The following is a 21,953-nucleotide window of genomic DNA, read 5'->3' on the forward strand; positions in this document are numbered from 1 at the left end:
CCCTTAAGACTGCAAGACGTCTGCAAGGCGATCAAGACGGCCGCGTACGCTACCATCAATGACCATATCACCCGCACGGATGATAATACCTGCCATTACAGACTTATCGATTTTGCAATTCAGCTTAACTTTGCGTGACAGACGTTTTTCCATCGCGGCGCTGATCTTCGCAAGCTGTTCTTCACTCAATGCGGTTGCGGAAATGACGTCTACCTCAGAGGTAGCCTCACTCGCGGCGCGCAGGTGAATGAACTGCTCAAGAACATCCGGGAGCACCTTAAGACGACCATTTTCAGCCATCACCTTAATCAGGTTCTGACCGTTTTCGTCCAGTTGCTCACCACAGACAGCGATAAACGACTTAGCAAGCGTTTCTGGCGCCATCGCGCCAGAGAGAAGCTCTGCCATTTGTTCGTTCTTCGTCACTTCAGCGGTAAATGCCAGCATATCCTGCCAGTGCTCTACGCTTTGGTGTTCGACGGCAAAGTCAAAAGCTGCTTTGGCGTAGGGGCGAGCTACCGTAATAAATTCAGACATCAGCCCCTCCCTCCTTACAGTTCAGCGACAAGTTTATCCACGATGTCGCTGTTAGCAGCTTCATCCACGGAACGTTCGATGATCTTCTCGGCGCCAGCAACAGCCAGGATAGCAACTTGCTTACGCAGTTCTTCGCGAGCACGTTTACGCTCGGCGTCGATTTCTGCCTGAGCCTGTGCCACGATTTTATTACGTTCCTGTTCTGCTTCAGCTTTCACTTCGTCCAGGATCTGGGAGCGACGTTTATTCGCCTGCTCAATGATTACCTGGGCTTCCGCTTTCGCTTTTTTCAGCTGGTCGGTCGCATTGGCCTGTGCAAGGTCCAAATCCTTTTTAGCTCGTTCTGCAGAAGAAAGACCGTCAGCAATTTCTTTTTGACGTTTTTCGATGGCTGCCATTAATGGCGGCCATACGTATTTCATGCAGAACAGAACGAAGAGGACAAACGCGATGGCCTGGCCGAGGATTGTTGCGTTAAGATTCACAGCACAATGCCTCTTTATCTAGTTAACGTTCTGATATTGCTCTTACTTAATTCAAAGCAACGCTTACTACGCGACAGCGAACATCACGTACAGACCCAGACCTACAGCGATCATAGGGATAGCATCCACCAGACCCATAACGATAAAGAACTGAGTACGCAGCAGAGGAATCAGATCCGGTTGACGCGCTGCGCCTTCCAGGAATTTGCCCCCGAGGATGCCGATACCGATCGCAGCACCGATTGCCGCCAGACCCATCATCACAGCGGCAGCCATGTACAGCAGATCCATATTCAGGTTTTCCATGACAGTCTCCAGTTTGTTTCAGTTAAAACGTAGTAGTGTTGGTAAATTAATGCTCTTCAGACGCCATCGACAGATAGACGATCGTCAGAACCATGAAGATGAAGGCTTGCAGCGTAATAATCAGGATGTGGAAAATGGCCCACGGCACATTCAGAATCCACTGTGACCACCACGGCAACAGACCAGCAATCAGAATGAAAATCAGCTCACCGGCATACATGTTGCCGAACAGTCGCAGACCGAGTGAAATCGGTTTGGACAGCAGGCTTACCCCTTCAAGGATTAGGTTGATAGGAATAAATGCCCAGTGATTGAACGGCTGCAGCGTCAACTCTTTAGCGAAGCCACCGATGCCTTTCATTTTGATGCTGTAGAACAAAATCAGGATAAACACGCCCAGTGCCATCGACAGGGTGATGTTTGCATCCGCAGACGGAACCACGCGAAGCGCCGGCAGGCCCAGTATATGCTCAGCAATATACGGCAGCAGGTCGATAGGCAGTAAGTCCATCAGGTTCATCAGGAAGACCCAGACGAAAACCGTCAGGGCAAGCGGAGCGATAACCTTGCTTTTGCCATGGTACATGTCTTTGACACTGCCATGAACGAAGCCGATTACCATCTCAATCGCGGTCTGAAATTTACCTGGCACGCCGCTGGTCGCTTTTTTGGCAACGCTACGGAACGTAAGCAGGAACAACAGACCCAGCACCACCGAGAAGAACATGGAGTCAATATTGAGCGTCCAGAAGGTGGCTGGGGGGTTATGCGGATCTACCAGCGAGAAAGTACGCAGATCAAGCTGAAGGTTATTCAGGTGATGACCTATGTATTCCTGCGGCGTCATATTTTCAGAAGCCATGATGCCTTTTACCCTTTGTTGTTAATTACAGCGGGCGCCAGTATCTGAACCACTAGCACCAAAATCCATGTCACGATCAGCGGCAAGAATACCGCTTTTAAAACCGCCAGCGCCACTATCAGCAACACCAACATCGCTAGCACCTTGAACGCTTCCCCGAAGGCGAACGTCCAGGCGACTCGGCCTTTAGCGGGTGTATGCGCCTGATGACGCCAGGCAAAAATCATAAACAACATATTAGGCAGTAACACTGCCAAGCCTCCACACGCGGCGGAGATGCCCCAGAAGGGGTCTTTTAGGCTGAACAGCAATCCACTTGCTATTACTGCCAGAAGCTGAATGAACAGAAGCTTACGAGCAACGTTTCGACTCACGAGCGACATAGACATCACGTTTTAACTCCTGCTCCCTTTGAGGTATGCCGCGTGTCGTATAAAACGTTCTTTAAAGCTCAGAGTCAAGCATCAAAAAGCGGTCAAATTATACGGTGACGCCCCGTGAATTCAAACAATAAGTAGCCAAAAGGTGAATAAATATTTAAATATTTTTCATTAGGGCTCTTTTTCTACTTTTTGTAAAAATGTGACCGATCGTAAAAAAGTGCAAAAGCAGCGAAAACAGTGGTTGCAAAGCGTGCCGTTGATCACAGATTGAACATATTAGCGCTAAGCTTCTGAATGAACTTCGCAAAAGATGGCTTCCCATCATTTTGATATATAAGGCCAAAATTGCCCACTCTTTTAAAAACACGCCGATACAGAATCAAAACCATCCATTGACATTTTTAATATTCTATTAACATGTCTAAGTGGTGATAGCGCTGACTTTTAGCAGGCTGATATTTTCCTTGTTAACTATTTAAATCCTTAACAAAAAAAGCTTCGTTAGCGCCAAGATACAACAAAGTTAAGCATGAGTTAAATTCAGCAGGCCAATGACGCTTTTATTTCGTCATTTTTTAACACAGCGACCTGCATTTTTTTTCTACTTTTTTTGATAAAAATTAACTTTTATTTGGCTTAATAATCACCAAATGACGCTCCCCTTCCAGGTGCGGAACCTGCAGTTCAACCACCGACTCCACGCTAAATTGTGCAGGAAGCTGCGCAATTTCATCTTCTGGCAGCACGCCTTTCAAAGCATAAAAGCGCCCTGCTTCTCCCAGCAGATGATGGCACCAGTTCACCATATCGGTCAGCGAGGCAAAGGCACGACTGATTACGCCATCAAATGGCGGTTCAGCCGGGAAATCTTCAACGCGGCTTTGAACCGGCGTGATGTTGGTGAGTTTCAGCTCATGCTGCACCTGGCGCAGGAAGCGTACGCGCTTGCCCAAGCTATCCAGCAGGGTGAAATGTGCATCAGGACGCACGATAGAAAGCGGAATACCCGGCAATCCAGGGCCGGTACCGACGTCGATAAAGCGTTCACCTTTCAGCGACGGTGCAACCACGATGCTGTCCAGAATGTGTCTAATCAGCATTTCGTTGGGATCGCGAACGGAGGTCAGGTTGTAGGCTTTATTCCACTTGTTCAGCATATCGACGTAGCCGACAAGCTGATTTTTCTGGTGATCGGAAAGGGAAATTCCTGCTTCATTCAGCAGACGAGATAATTTATTGAGCACGGATAATACCTGTTGGCGATAATTTGCCGGACGGCGGCTGCGCCTTTTCCGGCCTACAGTGTAGGCCCGGTAAGCACTGCGCCACCGGGCATTATTCGTTTAATCAGGCGCTGCGGCGCAGCAGACCCTGTTTTTTCAGCCACACCAGCAGAATGGAGATCGCCGCAGGGGTGATCCCAGAAATGCGCGACGCCTGACCGATAGAAGACGGTTTGTGATCGTTAAGTTTGGCGATCACTTCGTTGGATAAACCATTAACCTGGCGGTAGTCCAACGTTGCAGGCAGCAAGGTGTTTTCGTTGCGCTGCTGTTTTTCTATCTCATCTTGCTGACGCGCGATATAGCCTTCGTATTTCACCTGAATTTCAACCTGTTCTGCCGCCTGCGCATCTTCCAGCGCCGGGGTGAACGGAGTCAGCGTTGTCAGCTGCTTGTAGGTTAATTCAGGACGACGCAGCAGGTCTTCACCGCTAGCTTCCCGCGACAGCGGAGCACTCAGGTGAGCATTCACTTCTGCTGCAGTTTCTGCCGATGGTGAAACCCAGGTAGATTTCAGACGCTGACGCTCACGTTCAATATTTTCCAGCTTCTCATTGAAACGTGCCCAGCGAACGTCATCCACCAGACCCAGCTCGCGGCCGATTTCAGTCAGACGCAGATCGGCGTTGTCTTCACGCAGCATCAAACGGTATTCAGCGCGAGAAGTGAACATGCGGTACGGTTCTTTGGTACCAAGGGTACACAGATCGTCCACCAGCACGCCAAGGTAAGCCTGATCGCGACGCGGTGCCCAGCCTTCTTTCTCAGCAGACAGGCGAGCGGCGTTCAGACCAGCCAGCATCCCTTGAGCTGCGGCTTCTTCATAACCGGTTGTACCGTTGATCTGCCCGGCAAAGAACAGGCCGTGAATATACTTGCTTTCAAGCGTCAGCTTCAGGTCACGGGGATCGAAGAAGTCGTACTCAATTGCATAGCCTGGGCGAACGATACGGGCGTTTTCCATCCCCTCCATGGAGCGGACAATTTGCATCTGCACATCAAACGGCAGGCTGGTGGAAATGCCGTTCGGATAAATTTCATTGGATGTCAGACCTTCCGGCTCGAGGAAGACCTGATGCTGATTCCTGTCGGCAAAGCGCATCACTTTATCTTCGATCGACGGGCAATAGCGTGGGCCGATCCCTTCGATCACGCCAGCGTACATCGGGCTACGATCGAGGTTATTGCGGATCACCTCATGGGTTTTCTCATTGGTATGCGTGACGTAGCACGGCATCTGGCGTGGGTGCTGAGAGGCTTTGCCCAAGAATGAGAAGACCGGCAGCGGATTATCGCTATTTTGCTGACCCAGTACGCTGAAATCGATAGTACGCGCGTCAATACGCGGCGGAGTCCCGGTTTTCAGACGACTGACGCGCAGCGGCAGTTCACGAAGACGACGGGACAGTGGGATGGATGGCGGATCGCCAGCACGGCCACCGCTGTAGTTATCCAGACCAATATGAATTTTACCGTCGAGGAAAGTTCCCACGGTCAAAACAACCGCTTTCGCGCGGAATTTCAGACCCATTTGAGTTACGGCACCGACAACACGATCGTTCTCGACAATCAGATCTTCAACCGCCTGCTGGAAGATCATCAGGTTCGGCTGGTTCTCCAGTGCGGTGCGCACAGCCTGGCGATAGAGCACGCGATCTGCCTGAGCTCGAGTGGCACGAACCGCTGGGCCTTTGCTGGCGTTTAGTATCCTAAACTGAATGCCCGCATGGTCGATAGCGGTTGCCATCAGGCCGCCAAGCGCATCCACTTCTTTTACCAGGTGTCCTTTCCCAATGCCGCCAATCGCCGGGTTGCAGCTCATCTGCCCCAGGGTGTCGATATTGTGTGTCAAAAGCAGAGTCTGTTGACCCATTCGCGCTGCGGCCATCGCGGCCTCAGTGCCTGCATGACCCCCGCCAATGATGATGACGTCAAAAGGATCCTGATAAAACATGGTGATTTGCCTCGCGTAAAGCGGTGTGAAAATGGATTGAAGTCCGGGCCGTGGATTCTACTCAACTTTAGTCGATGGAGAAAGGGTTCGGATCTTGAGTATTAAAAAGAAGATCTTTTTATTTAGAGATCTGTTCTATTGTGATCTGTTATTAGGATCGACGATATCGGTGGATAAGTCCGATCCTGTTTTTAAGATCAACCGCTTAAGAAGGATCGTTAGCTGTGAATGATCGGTGATCCTGCGCCGTATAAGCTGGGATCAAAATGGAGGGTTATGCACAGGGCAAAAACTAACCAAGAGTTATTCTTTGGATAACTACCGGTTGATCCAAGCTTTTAACCAGACTTATCCACAGAATTAAATGCGATCTTTACAAATCTCTGAGCAAAAGATGCCACGATTCCACCCAAACTTCGGCCGGATCCTCAGGAATCTCATGTTCGAGCACATTAATCTTAAGGATTTCGCCAATCTGTTTGGCGCCGCACGCCTTCAATTCAGCTTCCAGCTTGTCGATAGCGCCACAGAATGTGTCGTACTCACGGCTGCCGATCCCGATTGCGCCAAAGCGTACCTGCGAAAGATCGGGTTTCTGCTCGCGTAATGCTTCATATAAAGGCAGCAGGTTGTCAGGAATATCTCCTGCACCGTGCGTAGAGCTGACAACAAGCCAGATCCCTTCAACAGGAAGATCATCCAACATCGGACCGTGCAGCAGTTCGCTGGAAAAACCGGCGTCTTCGAGTTTTTCAGCCAGATGCTCTGCAACATATTCCGCACTGCCGAGGGTACTACCGCTGATAAGAGTGATATCTGCCATGCTCGCCCACCTTTATAGAGAAGGCGCATTGTACGCTGTGAACGAGCTGGGATCTACCTGTGGAAAAATGTGGGATTAAAAAAGCCGATCACGGCTTGATGGTACGCATGATCGGGTTCTGCAGGACGATCAATGTTTCGGTGGACTGAATTTCATCGATTGTTTGGATCTTGTTGATAAGTACCTGCTGAAGGGCATCTATCGATTTGCACATAACCTTAATAAAGATGCTGTAGTGGCCGGTTGTGTAGTACGCCTCGGTAACTTCATCCAGACTTTCCAGCCGTGCCAGCGCGGAAGGATAGTCTTTTGCACTCTTTAAAATGATGCCAATAAAGCAACCGACATCATAGCCAAGCTGTTTTGGACTGACGTCAACATGCGCACCGGTGATGATCCCGGCCTGCTTCATTTTCTCTACGCGAACGTGAATAGTACCGGGGCTAACGGAGAATTGTTTAGCCAATTCGGCATAAGCGGTACGGGCATTAGCCATCAAGGCGTCAAGGATGCCGCGATCCAGATTGTCGATTTGATAATTTTCCATTGGTTTTTCTTATGATGATTAACGATTGGTCCTATTTTAGCTCTTTATTTTGACGAATCAAAAGTGAGTAAGGCTTTTTATTGTTTGATTATTGTATTGACGGCCTGTTTTGTTGCTTAATCAATGGCAACAGGACACAGGGGTAATAAAAATGAAAACCGCTTACATCGCAAAACAACGCCAGATTAGTTTCGTAAAATCCCATTTTTCTCGTCAGTTGGAAGAGAAGCTAGGACTCGTAGAAGTTCAGGCGCCGATCTTAAGCCGCGTAGGCGATGGGACGCAGGATAACTTGTCGGGTTGCGAGAAGGCGGTTCAGGTAAAAGTGAAAACGCTGCCAGATGCCCAGTTTGAAGTGGTTCATTCGTTGGCAAAATGGAAGCGTCAAACGCTGGGACAACACGACTTCAGCGCGGGCGAAGGGCTATACACGCACATGAAAGCCCTTCGCCCCGATGAAGACCGACTGACTGCCATTCACTCCGTTTACGTTGACCAGTGGGACTGGGAACGCGTAATGGGTGATGACGAACGTCACACCGGCACATTAGAAAGCACCGTCAAAGATATCTGGGCGGGAATAAAAGAAACAGAAACTGCTGTGAGCAAAGAGTTTGGTTTGACGCCGTTCCTGCCAGAACAAATCCAATTCGTTCATAGCGAAACCTTGCTGAGCCGCTACCCTGGCCTCGATGCAAAAGGCCGCGAGCGCGCAATAGCCAAAGAGCTGGGCGCAGTGTTCCTTATCGGTATCGGTGGTAAATTGTCTGACGGTCAGCGCCACGATGTTCGTGCGCCGGACTATGATGACTGGAGCACACAATCAACTTCCGGGTTCGCGGGCCTCAACGGGGATATTTTGGTATGGAACCCGGTATTGGAAGATGCTTTTGAACTTTCCTCAATGGGGATCCGCGTGGATGCCAAAGCGCTGAAACATCAGCTTCAGTTGACCGGGGATGAAGATCGTCTGCAGCTGGAATGGCACCAGGCTCTGCTGCGCGGCGAGATGCCGCAAACTATCGGCGGAGGGATCGGTCAGTCACGTCTGACGATGCTGCTGCTGCAGCTTTCACATATCGGTCAGGTGCAATGCGGTGTGTGGCCTACACAGGTTCGTGAAAGCGTCTCTTCACTTCTGTAACCAACAACTACTGCCGCCAGCGTCTTAGCAGGCGGCTTCTTAGCCCGGTATCAAAGCGCCAGATATGATCGAAAATGCGCATGATCCCGGGTTTGCCATGTGCAGACATCGCGACGGCATGAAAACGATGCTGGTACTTATGCTGCAGATCGCCCACCTTTTTCACCACTTCATCCGGCAGTCGCTGGGCGATAAAATCTGAAATGACCACCGCGTCGGCATCCTGCCACTGCGGGTTTTGCAGATGCTCAATAATGGCGCGAAAACAGCTTGCCATGTCGGTGCCGCCGCGAAAACGTTGGCTCAAAAAACGAATGGCCTGCTCCAGGCCCTGCGGACTGGTGAGTTCGTAGCGCACCACTTCACTCGAGAACAGCATAATATAGCAGCGACGGCCGTCCGCCAGCGCAACGCGCATCAGCGCGAGGCAAAAGGCCTTGGCGCACTGTTCATTAAAGCCGCCCATCGAACCAGACGTGTCCACGCAGACAATAAAGGGTCCGCGGGGCTGTTCGTCCTCATCTTGATGGACCACCGGCCGCTCGGTCACCTTTTCATGCCAAGCATCGCCGTGAAGACGGTAGGTCAACAGCTGCTTTTCCACCAGCCGGCGATAAAACTCATATTCCAACTCGGTGATGCCAAGAGTTGCCAATTCAGGCGGCAAAAGGCGCAGAATATCGTCGCTTTGCTGAATACCATCAACCTGTTCTGGTACGGTCGATGGCTCTCGCACCAGCGTACGGAATGTTTCCATTGGCGCATCTTTCTTCGGCACCGATTTGGCTTCGCGTGAACGCCCTAGCTGCTCGGCCAAGCGCATCAACTCCGGCTGCTGGCTGAGAAATTCACCGTATTTCACAATGAGCTGGTAGTCACCGCGGTTAAGCTGTCCGGCGCTCATGTCCCATAGTCGCCCACCTGCGCTATCGTTCTCCACCAGCACCGGCTCAAGCTGCCCACTCAGGGTCATGCGCTCCTGCACTTCGCTGAGCAGCTGCTCCCGCTCTTCTTCCAGCAATTGCTGGTTAATCGACGTCACCTGTACGACAAGGCTCAAGCGCCAGCGCTGAAGAAACAGTGTGTGCAGGGCGGGTGTAAAGGTCGAGTTGTTGGCGATAAGCTGTTGAGCCTGAGCGTAAAATGGGGACTGTACTCGTTTTAACAGCGCCTGAATCTGCGGCAACTGAACGATAAACTGGCTCGTCGATAACAGTTGGGCTTGCTGGTAGCAGATGACCTCTTCTTCCAGTTCTTGGGGAATCGGTGCGCCCTTCAGGCGGTTTCTAAACGTCTCGCGCCATCGCGGGAGATCTTCGGTGATGGCGCTTTTTAAGCGGGGAAACTTTTCAAAGAAGATAGCCAACTGCGGCGAGGCCAGTAGAGCGATGATCATCTCTTCGATCATTCCCTCTTCGCTGACCGCCAGCATAATGTTTAGCGTATCAACGGTTAGCATTGTTGTGCCTGTTTGATCTGCACGGCGACGTCCTGCAGGCTGGCTTCAATACGCCCTAACCATTCTTCGCTCACAAACAGGCATTTTTGCTGCTCGCTAAAGCGATTGTGCTGCTGATGCCACTCTTCATCAAGGGCGGTAAGCTGCTGACGGATTTCGGTCGGCATATTCTCGGGCGTACTGCTGCCAGGCTGCGACAGGCGGGATCCCTGCAGGCTGACGTCACGCACGACCAGATGCAAAGATGTATCGACTTCCATATTTAGCGTCAGAGCAAAACCGATGCCATTGAGTTTTCCACGAATTTCACCCCCTTTCTCCAACCAGTTTTCTAGCGCTTGGCGTTCAAAAGTAATGTGAATGACTTCAATATCGTGCAGCTTGAGAGGCTTTTGTAATAGCAGCGTCACCGTTGGCGACTGGACCTCTGGCGGAAGTTCGTAGTGCGGCTTACGGCTGAACATGCCGCCCAGTCGGGTGACCTTAAGCGCCGTTTTGTCGCTTTGCTGTTGTTGCAACTGCAAGCGCTGCTGAGTGATGGTACCCAGCTTATTGAGCATGGCCTGCTGCTGCCACGCGTGCCCGGTCATCAAAATATCTATTTGTTGCTGCAGTAAATTCCGGCTTTCAGCGTCATGCCAGAGACACTCTTTTAGCAAGATAAGATCGATAGGCGCTATCGCGTCGCGACCGCTGAAGAAGGCGCATGCCTGGAGTAATCTAATCGCTTTCTTCCAGCGTCTATCGGAAACATAAGGCGCATTAGGCAGATTATCCAGCTGCTGACGCAGGGTGAAGACAAGCTCAAATACCGAATCAGGCAGCTTGATGTTGCCGATATCCTTCTGCCACTGGAAGTATTCGTCATCAGTGACCTGTAGATTCGCAGGGATTGGGTTGTCGTTTTCATCCTGCTGGCTTATCAGCATGGAGCGGAAGTTTCCCTTATCCTGCACTTTGTCGAGCCAAAGGCGGATAAGCATACGGTCATATAGCGCTTCAAGACTGCTTTCCGCTTCCGGCAGTTCGTTAGATGCCGTGACCAACAGGCGCATGGGGATTTTTTCGACGCTCGCACCGTTGCGGAAGTGACGTTCGTTAATTGCCGTCAGCAAGGTATTGAGGATGGCCGGCCCCGCTTTCCAGATTTCATCAAGAAAGACGATTTCCGCTTCCGGTAAATATCCCGCAGTGAGGCGCTCGTAGCGTCCTTCATCTTTCAAGGCCTGAATTGATAGCGGCCCAAACACCTCTTCCGGCGTGGAAAAGCGGGTCATCAGATATTCAAATGCCCGGGCGTGCTGAAAGGCGAATTTTAGACGGCGGGCAATCAGGCTTTTGGCAATGCCAGGTGGACCCAGTAAGAAGACACTCTCGCCGCTCAATGCTGCCAGAAGGCACAGGCGAATGGCATGGCTACGTTCAAATAACCCTTTTTCCAGCGCGCCGCTTAACCGCGAAATTCTTTCTGCTAATAAATGTGGTTGGGCCATAATTAACCTGCGTCCTTTCGCCATGTAATCAGCTAACTGGCTGAGTATAGACGCTTAAGTCTGGCGGTGAATAGCCTGAAAGAACCTCGCCTTTTATTGAGGCAGGTTAAGATGACGCAATTAAGGGGTACGATTTTGACGTTAATCGTGCATACTGTGCGCTTTTAGTGGGCCAAGGGACTAGGCACACATTTGTTTTATAAACGAAAGACTAGTCTATGAGCACTGATAATAAACAATCTTTATCAGCGATTACACTCGCTGCAATTGGCGTGGTATACGGCGATATCGGTACCAGCCCTCTTTATACGCTTCGTGAATGCTTGTCCGGTCAGTTTGGTTTTGGTGTCGAACGTGATGCCGTCTTTGGCTTTTTGTCGCTTATTTTCTGGCTGCTGATTTTAACCGTCTCGCTGAAATACATCACTTTCGTGATGCGCGCGGATAACGCCGGTGAAGGTGGGATCCTGACGCTGATGTCTTTGGCGGGCCGTAACACATCTGCGAAAACGACGTCGATCTTGGTCATTCTGGGACTTATCGGCGGCAGCTTCTTCTATGGTGAAGTGGTCATCACCCCGGCGATATCGGTGATGTCGGCGATTGAAGGGCTGGAAATTATCGCACCCGATCTCGAAACTTGGGTTGTCCCCATCTCTATTATTGTTCTGACGCTGCTGTTTGCTATCCAAAAACACGGTACCAGCATGGTCGGCAAACTCTTCGCGCCGATTATGCTTATCTGGTTCCTACTGCTGGCGGTGTTGGGCGCGCGCAGTATCATCGCTAACCCGGAAGTATTGCAGGCGTTAAACCCTTATTGGGCAGTTCACTTCTTCCTCGAATACAAAACGGTTTCGTTTGTTGCGCTGGGCGCGGTGGTGCTGTCGATTACTGGGGTTGAAGCGCTGTACGCCGACATGGGGCACTTTGGCAAGCTGCCGATTCGTCTGGCTTGGTTCTCGGTGGTGCTGCCATCGCTGGTGCTGAACTACTTTGGTCAGGGTGCACTGCTGCTCAAGCATCCGGAAGCGATTAAGAACCCGTTCTTCCTGTTGGCGCCTGATTGGGCACTGATCCCTATGCTGATTCTCGCCGCCTTGGCGACGGTTATCGCTTCTCAAGCGGTTATTTCCGGGGTCTTCTCGCTGACTCGTCAGGCCGTACGTCTGGGGTATTTGTCCCCAATGCGCATTATTCACACCTCGGAAATGGAGTCCGGTCAGATCTACATACCGTTCATCAACTGGCTGCTCTATATTTCCGTTGTTATCGTGATTGTCAGCTTTGAGCACTCCTCAAATCTGGCGGCGGCTTACGGTATTGCGGTGACTGGCACGATGGTGCTGACCACGATCCTATTCAGCACGGTGGCGCGTAAAAACTGGCACTGGAACAAGTTGGTTGTTGGGCTACTGCTGGTAGGCTTTATGTGCATCGACATCCCGCTATTCTCAGCCAACCTCGACAAAATTGTCTCCGGTGGCTGGCTGCCGCTGACGCTGGGTCTGGTGATGTTCACCATCATGACCACTTGGAAAAGCGAGCGTTTCCGCCTGCTGCGCCGTATGCATGAGCACGGCAATTCTCTAGAAGCGATGATCGCCTCGCTGGAGAAATCGCCGCCGGTTCGCGTACCGGGTACCGCCGTATACATGTCTCGTGCGCTCAATGTCATTCCGTTTGCCATGCTGCATAACCTCAAGCATAACAAGGTGCTACATGACCGCGTTATTCTGCTGACGCTGCGTACCGAAGATGCACCGTACGTCCACAACGTTCGTCGCGTCCAGATTGAGCAACTTTCGCCAACCTTCTGGCGTGTGGTGGCAAGCTACGGCTGGCGCGAAACGCCAAATGTGGAAGAGGTGTTCCACCGCTGTGGTCTTGAAGGCTTAAGCTGCCGGATGATGGAAACATCATTCTTTATGTCGCACGAATCGTTGATTGTCGGTAAACGCCCGTGGTACCTGCGTCTGCGCGGAAAACTGTATCTGCTGCTGCAGCGTAACGCGCTGCGCGCACCGGATCAGTTTGAGATCCCGCCTAACAGGGTTATCGAGCTGGGAACCCAGGTCGAAATCTAAAATTAACAACGCCTTCCCTCATTTTGACGGAAGGCGTTTTTTTATCCCGAAATTTTGCTTTGCGAAACGTTTCGATGGCGATCACATTTCTATAACCTGGTGATGGTTTTCTGTGCATGCTTCGGACTAAACTTAATGCAGCGAAACGTTTCGCTAGTGGAGCAAGAAAACAAATGAAGAAAGGCACGGTACTCAACTCTGAAATCTCATCGGTCATCTCTCGCCTAGGCCATACGGATACGCTGGTGGTGTGCGATGCGGGTTTACCTATTCCCCATAGCACTGCGCGCATTGATATGGCGCTCACCCAAGGCGTTCCTACCTTTATGCAGGTGCTGGACGTAGTGACTCAGGAGATGCAGGTCGAGGCCGCCATTCTCGCGACGGAAATTCAACAACATAATCCGCAGCTCCACGAAACGTTGCTCAAGCATATTGAGCAGCTGCAACAACACCAGGGAAATTGCATTGACGTTCGTTACGTCTCACATGAGCAGTTCAAACAACAAACCGCAGACAGTCAGGCGGTGATTCGCAGCGGGGAATGTTCCCCGTATGCGAATATCATTCTCTGTGCTGGCGTCACTTTCTGAGGCCACCATGGACGCACTCTTACAACTCAAAGGGATCGATAAAGCGTTCCCTGGCGTGAAGGCGCTCTCCGGCGCGGCGTTGAATGTCTATTCTGGGCGCGTAATGGCGCTGGTGGGCGAAAACGGCGCGGGTAAGTCCACCATGATGAAAGTGCTGACCGGGATCTATGCCCGCGACGCCGGTTCACTATTATGGCTGGGAAAAGAAACTACCTTCACTGGCCCAAAATCCTCCCAGGAAGCCGGCATCGGCATCATCCACCAAGAGCTGAACCTGATCCCCCAACTGACCATTGCCGAGAACATTTTCCTTGGCCGTGAGTTTGTGAATCGCTTTGGCAAAATCGACTGGAAACGGATGTACGCCGAAGCCGACGTTTTACTGGCAAAACTGAATCTGCGCTTTAAGAGCGATCGTCTGGTGGGGGAACTCTCCATCGGCGATCAGCAGATGGTAGAGATTGCCAAGGTGCTGAGCTTCGAGTCGAAGGTCATTATTATGGATGAACCGACCGACGCCCTGACCGATACCGAAACCGAATCTCTGTTCCGCGTCATCCGCGAGCTGAAATCGCAGGGGCGCGGCATTGTTTATATCTCCCATCGTATGAAAGAGATCTTTGAAATCTGCGACGACGTCACTGTGTTCCGCGACGGGCAGTTTATTGCCGAGCGTGAAGTGGCGAGCCTTGATGAAGATCGGCTGATTGAAATGATGGTGGGGCGCAAGCTGGAAGATCAGTACCCGCATTTGGATAAAGAACCGGGCGACATCCGCCTGAAGGTTGATGCGCTGTGCGGACCGGGCGTGAATAACGTCTCCTTTACCTTGCGCAAAGGTGAAATCCTCGGCGTGGCCGGACTGATGGGCGCTGGGCGCACCGAATTGATGAAGGTGCTGTACGGTGCGCTGCCGCGTGCCAGCGGTTACGTCACACTCGACGGCCACGAAGTGGTCACGCGCTCTCCGCAAGACGGCCTGGCGAACGGCATTGTGTATATCTCCGAAGACCGTAAACGTGATGGCCTCGTGCTGGGTATGTCGGTGAAAGAGAACATGTCGCTGACCGCACTGCGCTATTTCAGCCGCTCTGGCGGTAGCCTGAAGCATAAAGATGAACAGCAGGCGGTGAGTGACTTTATCCGTTTGTTCAATGTCAAAACGCCATCAATGGAGCAGGCTATTGGCCTGTTATCCGGCGGTAACCAACAGAAGGTGGCTATCGCGCGTGGCCTGATGACTCGGCCTAAAGTGCTGATCCTCGACGAGCCGACGCGCGGTGTGGATGTTGGCGCCAAGAAAGAGATTTATCAGCTGATCAACCAGTTCAAGGCCGACGGCCTGAGCATCATTCTGGTCTCTTCCGAGATGCCAGAAGTTCTGGGGATGAGCGATCGCATTATTGTGATGCATGAAGGGCATCTCGGCGGTGAGTTTTCACGCGAGCAGGCCACCCAAGAAGTATTAATGGCTGCCGCAGTGGGCAAGCTTAACCGCGTGAACCAGGAGTAAAAAAGATGACAACCCAGTCTGTGGCAGGTCGCCGCTATTTCACTAAAGCATGGCTGCTGGAGCAAAAATCGCTAATTGCCCTGCTGGTGCTGATAGCGGTTGTGTCGACCATGAGCCCGAACTTTTTTACCGTCAATAACCTGTTCAACATCCTGCAGCAAACCTCCGTGAATGCGATCATGGCGGTCGGGATGACGCTGGTCATTTTAACGTCGGGGATCGACCTGTCCGTCGGTTCTTTGCTGGCGTTGACCGGCGCGGTCGCCGCGTCGATTGTGGGTATCGAAGTCAATGCGCTGGTGGCGGTTGCTGCCGCACTCGCATTAGGTGCCGCAATCGGGGCCGTTACCGGCGTTATTGTTGCTAAAGGGCGTGTGCAGGCGTTTATCGCCACCTTGGTGATGATGCTGCTGCTGCGCGGGGTGACGATGGTGTATACCAACGGCAGCCCGGTGAATACTGGGTTTACCGATAATGCCGACGTATTTGGCTGGTTCGGTATTGGTCGTCCGCTGGGTATCCCAACGCCGGTGTGGATCATGGGGATTGTCTTCCTCGCCGCTTGGTACATGCTGCATCACACCCGTCTGGGTCGTTATATTTATGCGTTGGGCGGTAACGAAGCGGCAACCCGCCTCTCCGGCATCAGCGTCAATAAAGTCAAAATTATCGTCTACTCTCTGTGCGGGTTACTGTCGGCGTTGGCGGGTATTATTGAAGTTGCGCGCCTCTCCTCGGCACAGCCGACTGCGGGTACTGGCTATGAGCTGGATGCTATCGCGGCGGTCGTGCTGGGCGGTACCAGTCTGGCAGGCGGTAAGGGTCGTATCGTCGGCACACTTATCGGTGCGCTGATCCTTGGTTTTCTGAATAACGGTTTGAACTTGTTAGGTGTTTCTTCTTATTACCAGATGATCGTTAAAGCAGTCGTGATTTTGCTGGCGGTGCTGGTGGACAACAAAAAGCAGTAACTAACGACACTACAGGACATCTTAGATATGAACATGAAAAAACTGGCTACCCTGGTTTCCGTGGTTGCGCTGAGCGCCACCGTCAGTGCGAACGCGATGGCGAAAGATACCATTGCCTTGGTTATCTCTACCCTGAACAACCCGTTCTTCGTTTCTCTGAAGGATGGCGCGCAGAAAGAAGCCGATAAACTGGGTTATAACTTGGTGGTTCTGGACTCACAGAACAACCCGGCGAAAGAGCTGGCTAACGTTCAGGACTTAACGGTTCGCGGCACCAAAATCCTGCTGATTAACCCAACTGATTCCGATGCTGTGGGTAACGCCATCAAGATGGCAAACCAGGCGAAAATCCCGGTTATTACCCTTGACCGCGTAGCCTCTAAAGGCGAAGTCGTCAGCCACATCGCTTCCGACAACGTACTGGGCGGCAAAATCGCCGGCGATTACATCGCGAAGAAAGAAGGCGAAGGCGCGAAAGTTATCGAACTGCAGGGCATTGCCGGGACGTCCGCTGCGCGTGAGCGCGGTGAAGGTTTCCAGCAGGCTGTGGCAGCCCACAAATTTAACGTTCTGGCGAGCCAGCCGGCAGACTTCGACCGTACTAAGGGTCTGAACGTCATGCAGAACCTGCTGACTGCACATCCAGATGTGAAAGCGGTATTTGCTCAGAACGACGAAATGGCGCTGGGTGCGCTGCGTGCACTGCAAACTGCCGGTAAATCTGATGTGATGGTGGTCGGTTTTGACGGTACACCAGACGGTGAAAAAGCGGTAAATGATGGCAAACTGTCGGCAACTATCGCCCAGCTGCCTGACCAGATTGGCGCCAAAGGTGTTGAAACCGCTGACAAAGTACTGAAAGGCGAAAAGGTACAGGCAAAATATCCTGTTGACCTGAAGCTGGTAATCAAGCAGTAATAACGCGGATGCGATTCAGGCATTCATAGCCTGAGGGACAAATCTACAAAGAAAAGCAGGGCACGCGCCACCGGATCTCTCGGTTCGGTGGCGCATCTTACCGGACACTCTGAAAATGAAAACCGCAGGCAAACTCGTCGTCCTTGGCAGCATCAACGCCGATCATATTCTTAATCTTGAATCATTCCCGACGCCTGGCGAAACGGTCACCGGTAGCCATTATCAGGTCGCCTTTGGCGGCAAAGGTGCTAATCAGGCGGTGGCCGCCGGACGTAGCGGCGCAGATATTGCGTTTATCGCCTGTACCGGCGCTGACGATATTGGCGAACGCATTCGTAAACAGCTGCAGGTTGACCGCATTGATGTTGCACCCGTAAGCGCCGTTGCCGATGAGTCGACCGGCGTGGCACTCATTTTCGTCAACGGAGAAGGCGAAAACGTGATTGGTATTCATGCGGGTGCCAATGCTGCGCTTTCTACGACCTTAGTTGAAGCTCAGCGCGAACGTATTGCACAAGCCGATGCGCTGCTGATGCAGCTAGAATCCCCGCTGGACAGCGTGTTGCTGGCCGCGCAGATTGCCCACCAGAACCAGACTACCGTGGTATTAAACCCGGCTCCGGCGCGCGAGTTGCCGGATGCGCTATTGTCGCTGGTGGATATCATTACCCCGAATGAAACGGAAGCTGAGAAGCTGACCGGCGTGCGGGTTGAAAACGATGATGACGCCGCGAAAGCTGCGCAGGTTCTGCATGCGAAGGGCATTGATACCGTCATTATTACCCTCGGTAGCCGTGGCGTGTGGGCGAGCGTTAAAGGCGAAGGGCGTCGTGTTCCGGGCTTTAAAGTTCAGGCCATTGATACCATCGCTGCTGGTGACACCTTTAACGGTGCGCTGATGACAGCACTGCTGGAAAATACACCGTTGCCTGATGCACTGCGTTTTGCGCATGCGGCGGCGGCGATCGCCGTGACACGCAAAGGCGCGCAGCCTTCCGTTCCGTGGCGTAAAGAGATCGATGAATTTCTACGTCAACAGGGGTAACGCTTGGCCACGATGAAGGATGTTGCTCGCCAGGCGGGCGTTTCCACCTCAACGGTTTCTCACGTCATTAATAAAGACCGGTTTGTCAGCGATGCCATTACCGAAAAAGTTAATGCGGCGATTAAACAGCTAAACTACGCGCCCTCCGCTTTGGCGCGTAGCCTCAAGCTCAATCAGACCCGTACCATCGGTATGCTTATCACTGCCAGTACTAACCCGTTCTACTCTGAACTGGTTCGCGGCGTTGAGCGCAGCTGCTTTGAGCGTGGCTACAGCTTGGTGCTGTGCAATACCGAAGGTGACGAACAGCGAATGAACCGCAACCTTGAAACGCTGATGCAAAAGCGCGTTGATGGACTGCTGCTGCTGTGCACCGAGACGCACCAGCCATCGCTGGAAATCATGCAACGCTACCCTTCTATACCGTCCGTAATGATGGACTGGGCGCCGTTCGACGGCGACAGCGACCTAATTCAGGATAACTCGCTGCTTGGCGGCGATATGGCAACGCGTTATTTAATCGAGCGGGGCTATTCCCGTATTGCCTGCATTGCTGGGCCTTTGGATAAAACCCCAGCTCGCCTGCGCCTGGAAGGGTATCGGGAAGCGATGCATAATGCGCAACTTCCTATTCCTGATGGCTATGAGATCACCAGTAACTTTGAGTTTGGCGGTGGTTTGGATGCTATGCAGCAGTTGCTGGCTCACCCTGTTCGTCCGGATGCGGTATTTGTCGGTAACGATGCGATGGCGGTAGGGGCTTATCAGGCGCTGTATCTGGCCGGACTACGCATTCCGGATGACATGGCGGTTATCGGTTATGACGATATTGAACTGGCTCGCTATATGACGCCGCCGCTGACTACTATCCATCAGCCTAAAGATGAGCTTGGCGAGCTGGCAATTGATGTCTTGATTCATCGTATCGCCCAGCCCGGACAGAAACAGCAGCGGATGCAGCTGACGCCCGAGCTGGTGATTCGCGGTTCAGTATAGGGCTAGTGCTTTTCCTTAATGAGATTCCGACCATCTTTGGCTTTTAACAGCATGAACATAAATGCGGAGATAACCGTAATAATGCCCATGGTGATAAAGGTATAGTGGAACTGATCGATAGTGGTCGCCCCTTCTAGACTTTGATATGACCGCAGCACTGCGGCGCTGATCGCCACGCCAAGACTGATAGACAACTGCTGCGTTACGGCCAACAGGCTGTTACCGCCGCTGGCGTTGTCGTCGGTTAAATCCGCCAGCGTAATGGTGTTCATGGAGGTGAACTGCGTGGACATCGCCATCCCCAGTACAAATAGCGGCAGGATCAGCAGCCACACCGGTAATCCCGGTGACTGTAGCGCAAACTGTGCAATCATTACGCCGATAAACAGCGTTACGCAGACCAGCGTTTTCCGATAGCCTAACCGACGCAGCACCTGAGTGACGGTGGATTTCGCCACGATTGAGCCGATGGCCGTTGGTGCCATCATGCAGCCGGCAATCAGCGCCGGGTAGCCAAAGCCCACCTGTAACATCAGCGGCATAAGGAACGGCACGCAGCCGGTGCCCAGGCGGGTAGCCAAATTACCAGCGATGCCGACGGAGAAGGTGCGGGTTTTAAATAATGACAGCGAGATCAGCGGCGTCGGGTGGTTGCGGGCGTGGCGGATATACGCCAGTAATAGAAGAAGACTGAACAGCACCACCATCAACGCAATCCATCCCGCCACAATCTGCTCACCTAACAGTTCCATCCCAATAGAGAACAGCACTAAGCTTGAACCAAATAGGAGAAAACCGGAGAAATCGAAGCGCCGTTTCGGCGTGGTGAAGTTCGGCATATATTTGCGGGCGTACAGTAACCCGGCAACACCAATAGGGATGTTGATAAGGAAGATCCAATGCCAGGTGGCCCAAGTAACAAATACGCCGCCAAGTACCGGCCCTAAAATTGGGCCTATCAGCCCCGGCATGGTAACGAAGTTAAGAACCGGTAGCAGTTCGCTTCGTGGGTAAGCGCGCAGTAATGCTAGGCGAGCGACGGGCATCATCATCGCGCCGCCTACCCCCTGAATAATGCGGAAGATGACCAGCTCAGATAATGAGGTCGACAGCGCGCAGGCAAGGGAGCCTAAGGTGAAAAGGCTAACGGCCAGCATAAAGATGCGCCGGGTGCCAAAACGGTCGGCCAGCCAGCCGCTCACCGGGATCAGCATCGCTACGGTGAGGGTATAACTGATAATGGCGGATTGCATCGCCAGCGGGGAGCGGTTGAGGCTGTGTGCGATCGCGGGGAGCGCGGTATTCAGAATGGTGGCGTCTAGCGCTTGCATAAAGAAGGCCATGGCAGCTATCCAAGGGAGGCCTGCCATACTCCGCGCTTTTAATTCACTCATTCGTTGTCCTCTAGACGGCCGCACGGATATGCGGTGCGTTGAGTAAAGCCTGGCAAGCAATGAGAGCCTGCTGGCCATCTCCTGCCAGAATCGCATCGACAATGGCTTGGTGGCTTTCCAGTTCAATCACTTCATTTTCGGTAATAGACGTGAAATAGATGTGGTAAACGGAGTGAAAGAGTTTCGCAAATGAGGTCAGGAAGGGATTGGCGCTCATTTCATAGATGTGCTCATGCCAAGAAGTATCGACATCTATCCAGCGTTCACGATCGAACTCTTTTTCCAGTTGGGCCATCTCTTCCATTAATGTATTCAGATGCGCCTTCTGCTCGGCGGTGCCCAGCGTCGCGGCCAGCATACACGCCTGTGGTTCTAGGCTACGGCGTAGCACTAAGAAATGCTTCATGACGGATTGGAAATTATCGGTGGTGAGCCACCAAGAGATCAGATCGGTATCAAGGAAGTTCCAGTGCGCCTGTGGCATTACGCGAGTGCCAATGCGAGGACGCGGAAGGAGCATGCCTTTTGCTGAAAGGGTTTTTACTGCTTCGCGAACGGCGGTGCGACTGACGCCGAAGATCTCACCTAACTCCATTTCGCCGGGGAGAATGCTTTCCGGTGGATACTCACCGGTTAATATCTTCTGGGCTATTTTTTCAGCCAAAACCCAAGAGATATTCTTTTGAGCTGCGAGTTGCTGTGCATTTAGAGACATAAAGGCCATTCCTATTATTTATCTTTCTATCTTTAGTATGCCATTTGACGTGCTGGATCGGTGGTAAAAACAGCAGAACGGGCTTTTTACGCTGTATTCATAAGCAAACTGGTGAAAAAGTTAGCGAGCGATAAAATAATTCAAATTTCCTCTTGTCAGGAATAATAAACTCCCTATAATGCGGCCCCACTGAGACGGAACAACGGCAAACAAGCCGCCGGGTCAGCGAGGCTCTCCTGAGAATCTCGGCAGAGAAAAGCGAAATTAAACGCTTGACTCTGAAAGAGGAAAGCGTAATATACGCCACCTCGCAACAGTGAGCGAAAGCCGTGTTGCACTGCTCTTTAACAATTTATCAGACAATCTGTGTGGGCACTCGAAGATACGGATTCTTAAACGTCGCAAGACGCTAAATGAATACCAAGTCTCTTGAGTGAACATACGT

The 21,953-nt window shown here is 52.0% G+C and carries 21 protein-coding genes; 8 read left to right on the top strand and 13 right to left on the bottom strand.

What is annotated here, in order from left to right; translation table 11 throughout:
* Positions 1–3: 3 nt before the first annotated feature.
* The 9 genes from atpH to asnC form a co-directional block, all read right to left on the bottom strand.
* Complete coding sequence (gene atpH / locus AB4K05_RS13895) at positions 4–537, bottom strand: F0F1 ATP synthase subunit delta (RefSeq protein WP_368480536.1); 534 nt, start codon at positions 535–537, stop codon at positions 4–6.
* A 14-nt stretch (positions 538–551) separates the two neighbouring features.
* Positions 552–1,022, bottom strand: a complete 471-nt coding sequence (gene atpF / locus AB4K05_RS13900) for a F0F1 ATP synthase subunit B (RefSeq protein ID WP_368480537.1) — start codon at positions 1,020–1,022, stop codon at positions 552–554.
* 66 nt (positions 1,023–1,088) lie between these two features.
* Positions 1,089–1,328, bottom strand: coding sequence for a F0F1 ATP synthase subunit C (atpE, locus tag AB4K05_RS13905; RefSeq protein ID WP_000429386.1), 240 nt, complete (start codon positions 1,326–1,328; stop codon positions 1,089–1,091).
* A 46-nt stretch (positions 1,329–1,374) separates the two neighbouring features.
* Positions 1,375–2,190: a F0F1 ATP synthase subunit A gene (gene atpB, locus AB4K05_RS13910; RefSeq protein WP_368480538.1), complete on the bottom strand. Its 816-nt coding sequence runs from the start codon at positions 2,188–2,190 to the stop codon at positions 1,375–1,377.
* 8 nt (positions 2,191–2,198) lie between these two features.
* Positions 2,199–2,579 carry a F0F1 ATP synthase subunit I gene (gene atpI / locus AB4K05_RS13915; RefSeq protein WP_052284567.1) on the bottom strand — a complete coding sequence of 127 codons (381 nt, stop codon included), beginning with the start codon at positions 2,577–2,579 and terminating at the stop codon, positions 2,199–2,201.
* A 614-nt stretch (positions 2,580–3,193) separates the two neighbouring features.
* Positions 3,194–3,817 carry a 16S rRNA (guanine(527)-N(7))-methyltransferase RsmG gene (rsmG, locus tag AB4K05_RS13920; RefSeq protein WP_368480539.1) on the bottom strand — a complete coding sequence of 208 codons (624 nt, stop codon included), beginning with the start codon at positions 3,815–3,817 and terminating at the stop codon, positions 3,194–3,196.
* A 103-nt stretch (positions 3,818–3,920) separates the two neighbouring features.
* The gene (gene mnmG, locus AB4K05_RS13925; RefSeq protein ID WP_368480540.1) at positions 3,921–5,810 is read right to left on the bottom strand and encodes a tRNA uridine-5-carboxymethylaminomethyl(34) synthesis enzyme MnmG; all 1,890 of its coding nucleotides are present in this window, start codon (positions 5,808–5,810) and stop codon (positions 3,921–3,923) included.
* Positions 5,811–6,183: 373 nt separating this feature from the next.
* Entirely contained in the window at positions 6,184–6,633 is a 450-nt protein-coding gene (mioC, locus tag AB4K05_RS13930; RefSeq protein ID WP_368480541.1) for an FMN-binding protein MioC, read from the bottom strand.
* Positions 6,634–6,721: 88 nt separating this feature from the next.
* Complete coding sequence (gene asnC, locus AB4K05_RS13935; RefSeq protein WP_062776627.1) at positions 6,722–7,180, bottom strand: transcriptional regulator AsnC; 459 nt, start codon at positions 7,178–7,180, stop codon at positions 6,722–6,724.
* 151 nt (positions 7,181–7,331) lie between these two features.
* Between asnC and asnA the strand changes: the two genes are divergently transcribed.
* Positions 7,332–8,324 carry an aspartate--ammonia ligase gene (gene asnA / locus AB4K05_RS13940; RefSeq protein WP_368480542.1) on the top strand — a complete coding sequence of 331 codons (993 nt, stop codon included), beginning with the start codon at positions 7,332–7,334 and terminating at the stop codon, positions 8,322–8,324.
* Between the two features lie 7 nt (positions 8,325–8,331).
* Here the strand turns inward: asnA and viaA are convergent, their stop codons facing one another.
* Both viaA and ravA read right to left on the bottom strand, forming a co-directional pair.
* Positions 8,332–9,783, bottom strand: coding sequence for an ATPase RavA stimulator ViaA (gene viaA / locus AB4K05_RS13945; protein ID WP_368480543.1), 1,452 nt, complete (start codon positions 9,781–9,783; stop codon positions 8,332–8,334).
* Positions 9,777–11,276, bottom strand: coding sequence for an ATPase RavA (ravA, locus tag AB4K05_RS13950; protein WP_368480544.1), 1,500 nt, complete (start codon positions 11,274–11,276; stop codon positions 9,777–9,779). The genes viaA and ravA overlap by 7 nt, the downstream gene beginning before the upstream one ends.
* Positions 11,277–11,494: 218 nt before the next feature.
* On the opposite strand from ravA, the gene kup reads away from it, so the two are divergent.
* The 7 genes from kup (at position 11,495) to rbsR (ending at position 19,399) form a co-directional block, all read left to right on the top strand.
* Positions 11,495–13,363 (top strand): low affinity potassium transporter Kup, encoded by a 1,869-nt coding sequence (kup, locus tag AB4K05_RS13955; RefSeq protein WP_368480545.1) that lies wholly within the window; start codon positions 11,495–11,497, stop codon positions 13,361–13,363.
* A gap of 173 nt (positions 13,364–13,536) precedes the next feature.
* Complete coding sequence (gene rbsD, locus AB4K05_RS13960) at positions 13,537–13,956, top strand: D-ribose pyranase (protein ID WP_368480546.1); 420 nt, start codon at positions 13,537–13,539, stop codon at positions 13,954–13,956.
* Positions 13,957–13,963: 7 nt separating this feature from the next.
* Positions 13,964–15,469, top strand: coding sequence for a ribose ABC transporter ATP-binding protein RbsA (gene rbsA, locus AB4K05_RS13965; RefSeq protein WP_368480547.1), 1,506 nt, complete (start codon positions 13,964–13,966; stop codon positions 15,467–15,469).
* Between the two features lie 5 nt (positions 15,470–15,474).
* The gene (gene rbsC, locus AB4K05_RS13970) at positions 15,475–16,440 is read left to right on the top strand and encodes a ribose ABC transporter permease (RefSeq protein WP_052284556.1); all 966 of its coding nucleotides are present in this window, start codon (positions 15,475–15,477) and stop codon (positions 16,438–16,440) included.
* Positions 16,441–16,467: 27 nt separating this feature from the next.
* The gene (gene rbsB / locus AB4K05_RS13975; RefSeq protein ID WP_368480548.1) at positions 16,468–17,358 is read left to right on the top strand and encodes a ribose ABC transporter substrate-binding protein RbsB; all 891 of its coding nucleotides are present in this window, start codon (positions 16,468–16,470) and stop codon (positions 17,356–17,358) included.
* A gap of 115 nt (positions 17,359–17,473) precedes the next feature.
* Complete coding sequence (gene rbsK / locus AB4K05_RS13980; protein WP_368480549.1) at positions 17,474–18,403, top strand: ribokinase; 930 nt, start codon at positions 17,474–17,476, stop codon at positions 18,401–18,403.
* A 3-nt stretch (positions 18,404–18,406) separates the two neighbouring features.
* Positions 18,407–19,399 carry a ribose operon transcriptional repressor RbsR gene (gene rbsR, locus AB4K05_RS13985; RefSeq protein WP_368480550.1) on the top strand — a complete coding sequence of 331 codons (993 nt, stop codon included), beginning with the start codon at positions 18,407–18,409 and terminating at the stop codon, positions 19,397–19,399.
* A 2-nt stretch (positions 19,400–19,401) separates the two neighbouring features.
* Here the strand turns inward: rbsR and mdtD are convergent, their stop codons facing one another.
* On the bottom strand, positions 19,402–20,793 hold the full coding sequence (mdtD, locus tag AB4K05_RS13990) for a multidrug transporter subunit MdtD (protein ID WP_368480551.1): 1,392 nt from the start codon (positions 20,791–20,793) through the stop codon (positions 19,402–19,404).
* Between the two features lie 10 nt (positions 20,794–20,803).
* Positions 20,804–21,508 (bottom strand): FadR/GntR family transcriptional regulator, encoded by a 705-nt coding sequence (locus AB4K05_RS13995; RefSeq protein ID WP_368480552.1) that lies wholly within the window; start codon positions 21,506–21,508, stop codon positions 20,804–20,806.
* Between the last annotated feature and the right edge of the window lie 445 nt (positions 21,509–21,953).

It is taken from the genome of Kluyvera sp. STS39-E (assembly GCF_040932435.1).
In the GTDB taxonomy this organism is placed as follows: Bacteria; Pseudomonadota; Gammaproteobacteria; order Enterobacterales; family Enterobacteriaceae; genus Kluyvera.

Bases quoted from the DNA above. Each gene is read 5' to 3' on its own strand.
- atpH (WP_368480536.1), bottom strand. From the start codon at position 537: ATGTCTGAATTTATTACGGTAGCTCGCCCCTACGCCAAAGCAGCTTTT.
- atpE (WP_000429386.1), bottom strand. From the start codon at position 1,328: ATGGAAAACCTGAATATGGATCTGCTGTACATGGCTGCCGCTGTGATG.
- atpB (WP_368480538.1), bottom strand. From the start codon at position 2,190: ATGGCTTCTGAAAATATGACGCCGCAGGAATACATAGGTCATCACCTG.
- atpI (WP_052284567.1), bottom strand. From the start codon at position 2,579: ATGTCTATGTCGCTCGTGAGTCGAAACGTTGCTCGTAAGCTTCTGTTC.
- mnmG (WP_368480540.1), bottom strand. From the start codon at position 5,810: ATGTTTTATCAGGATCCTTTTGACGTCATCATCATTGGCGGGGGTCAT.
- mioC (WP_368480541.1), bottom strand. From the start codon at position 6,633: ATGGCAGATATCACTCTTATCAGCGGTAGTACCCTCGGCAGTGCGGAA.
- asnC (WP_062776627.1), bottom strand. From the start codon at position 7,180: ATGGAAAATTATCAAATCGACAATCTGGATCGCGGCATCCTTGACGCC.
- asnA (WP_368480542.1), top strand. From the start codon at position 7,332: ATGAAAACCGCTTACATCGCAAAACAACGCCAGATTAGTTTCGTAAAA.
- viaA (WP_368480543.1), bottom strand. From the start codon at position 9,783: ATGCTAACCGTTGATACGCTAAACATTATGCTGGCGGTCAGCGAAGAG.
- ravA (WP_368480544.1), bottom strand. From the start codon at position 11,276: ATGGCCCAACCACATTTATTAGCAGAAAGAATTTCGCGGTTAAGCGGC.
- kup (WP_368480545.1), top strand. From the start codon at position 11,495: ATGAGCACTGATAATAAACAATCTTTATCAGCGATTACACTCGCTGCA.
- rbsD (WP_368480546.1), top strand. From the start codon at position 13,537: ATGAAGAAAGGCACGGTACTCAACTCTGAAATCTCATCGGTCATCTCT.
- rbsA (WP_368480547.1), top strand. From the start codon at position 13,964: ATGGACGCACTCTTACAACTCAAAGGGATCGATAAAGCGTTCCCTGGC.
- rbsC (WP_052284556.1), top strand. From the start codon at position 15,475: ATGACAACCCAGTCTGTGGCAGGTCGCCGCTATTTCACTAAAGCATGG.
- rbsB (WP_368480548.1), top strand. From the start codon at position 16,468: ATGAACATGAAAAAACTGGCTACCCTGGTTTCCGTGGTTGCGCTGAGC.
- rbsK (WP_368480549.1), top strand. From the start codon at position 17,474: ATGAAAACCGCAGGCAAACTCGTCGTCCTTGGCAGCATCAACGCCGAT.
- mdtD (WP_368480551.1), bottom strand. From the start codon at position 20,793: ATGAGTGAATTAAAAGCGCGGAGTATGGCAGGCCTCCCTTGGATAGCT.
- AB4K05_RS13995 (WP_368480552.1), bottom strand. From the start codon at position 21,508: ATGTCTCTAAATGCACAGCAACTCGCAGCTCAAAAGAATATCTCTTGG.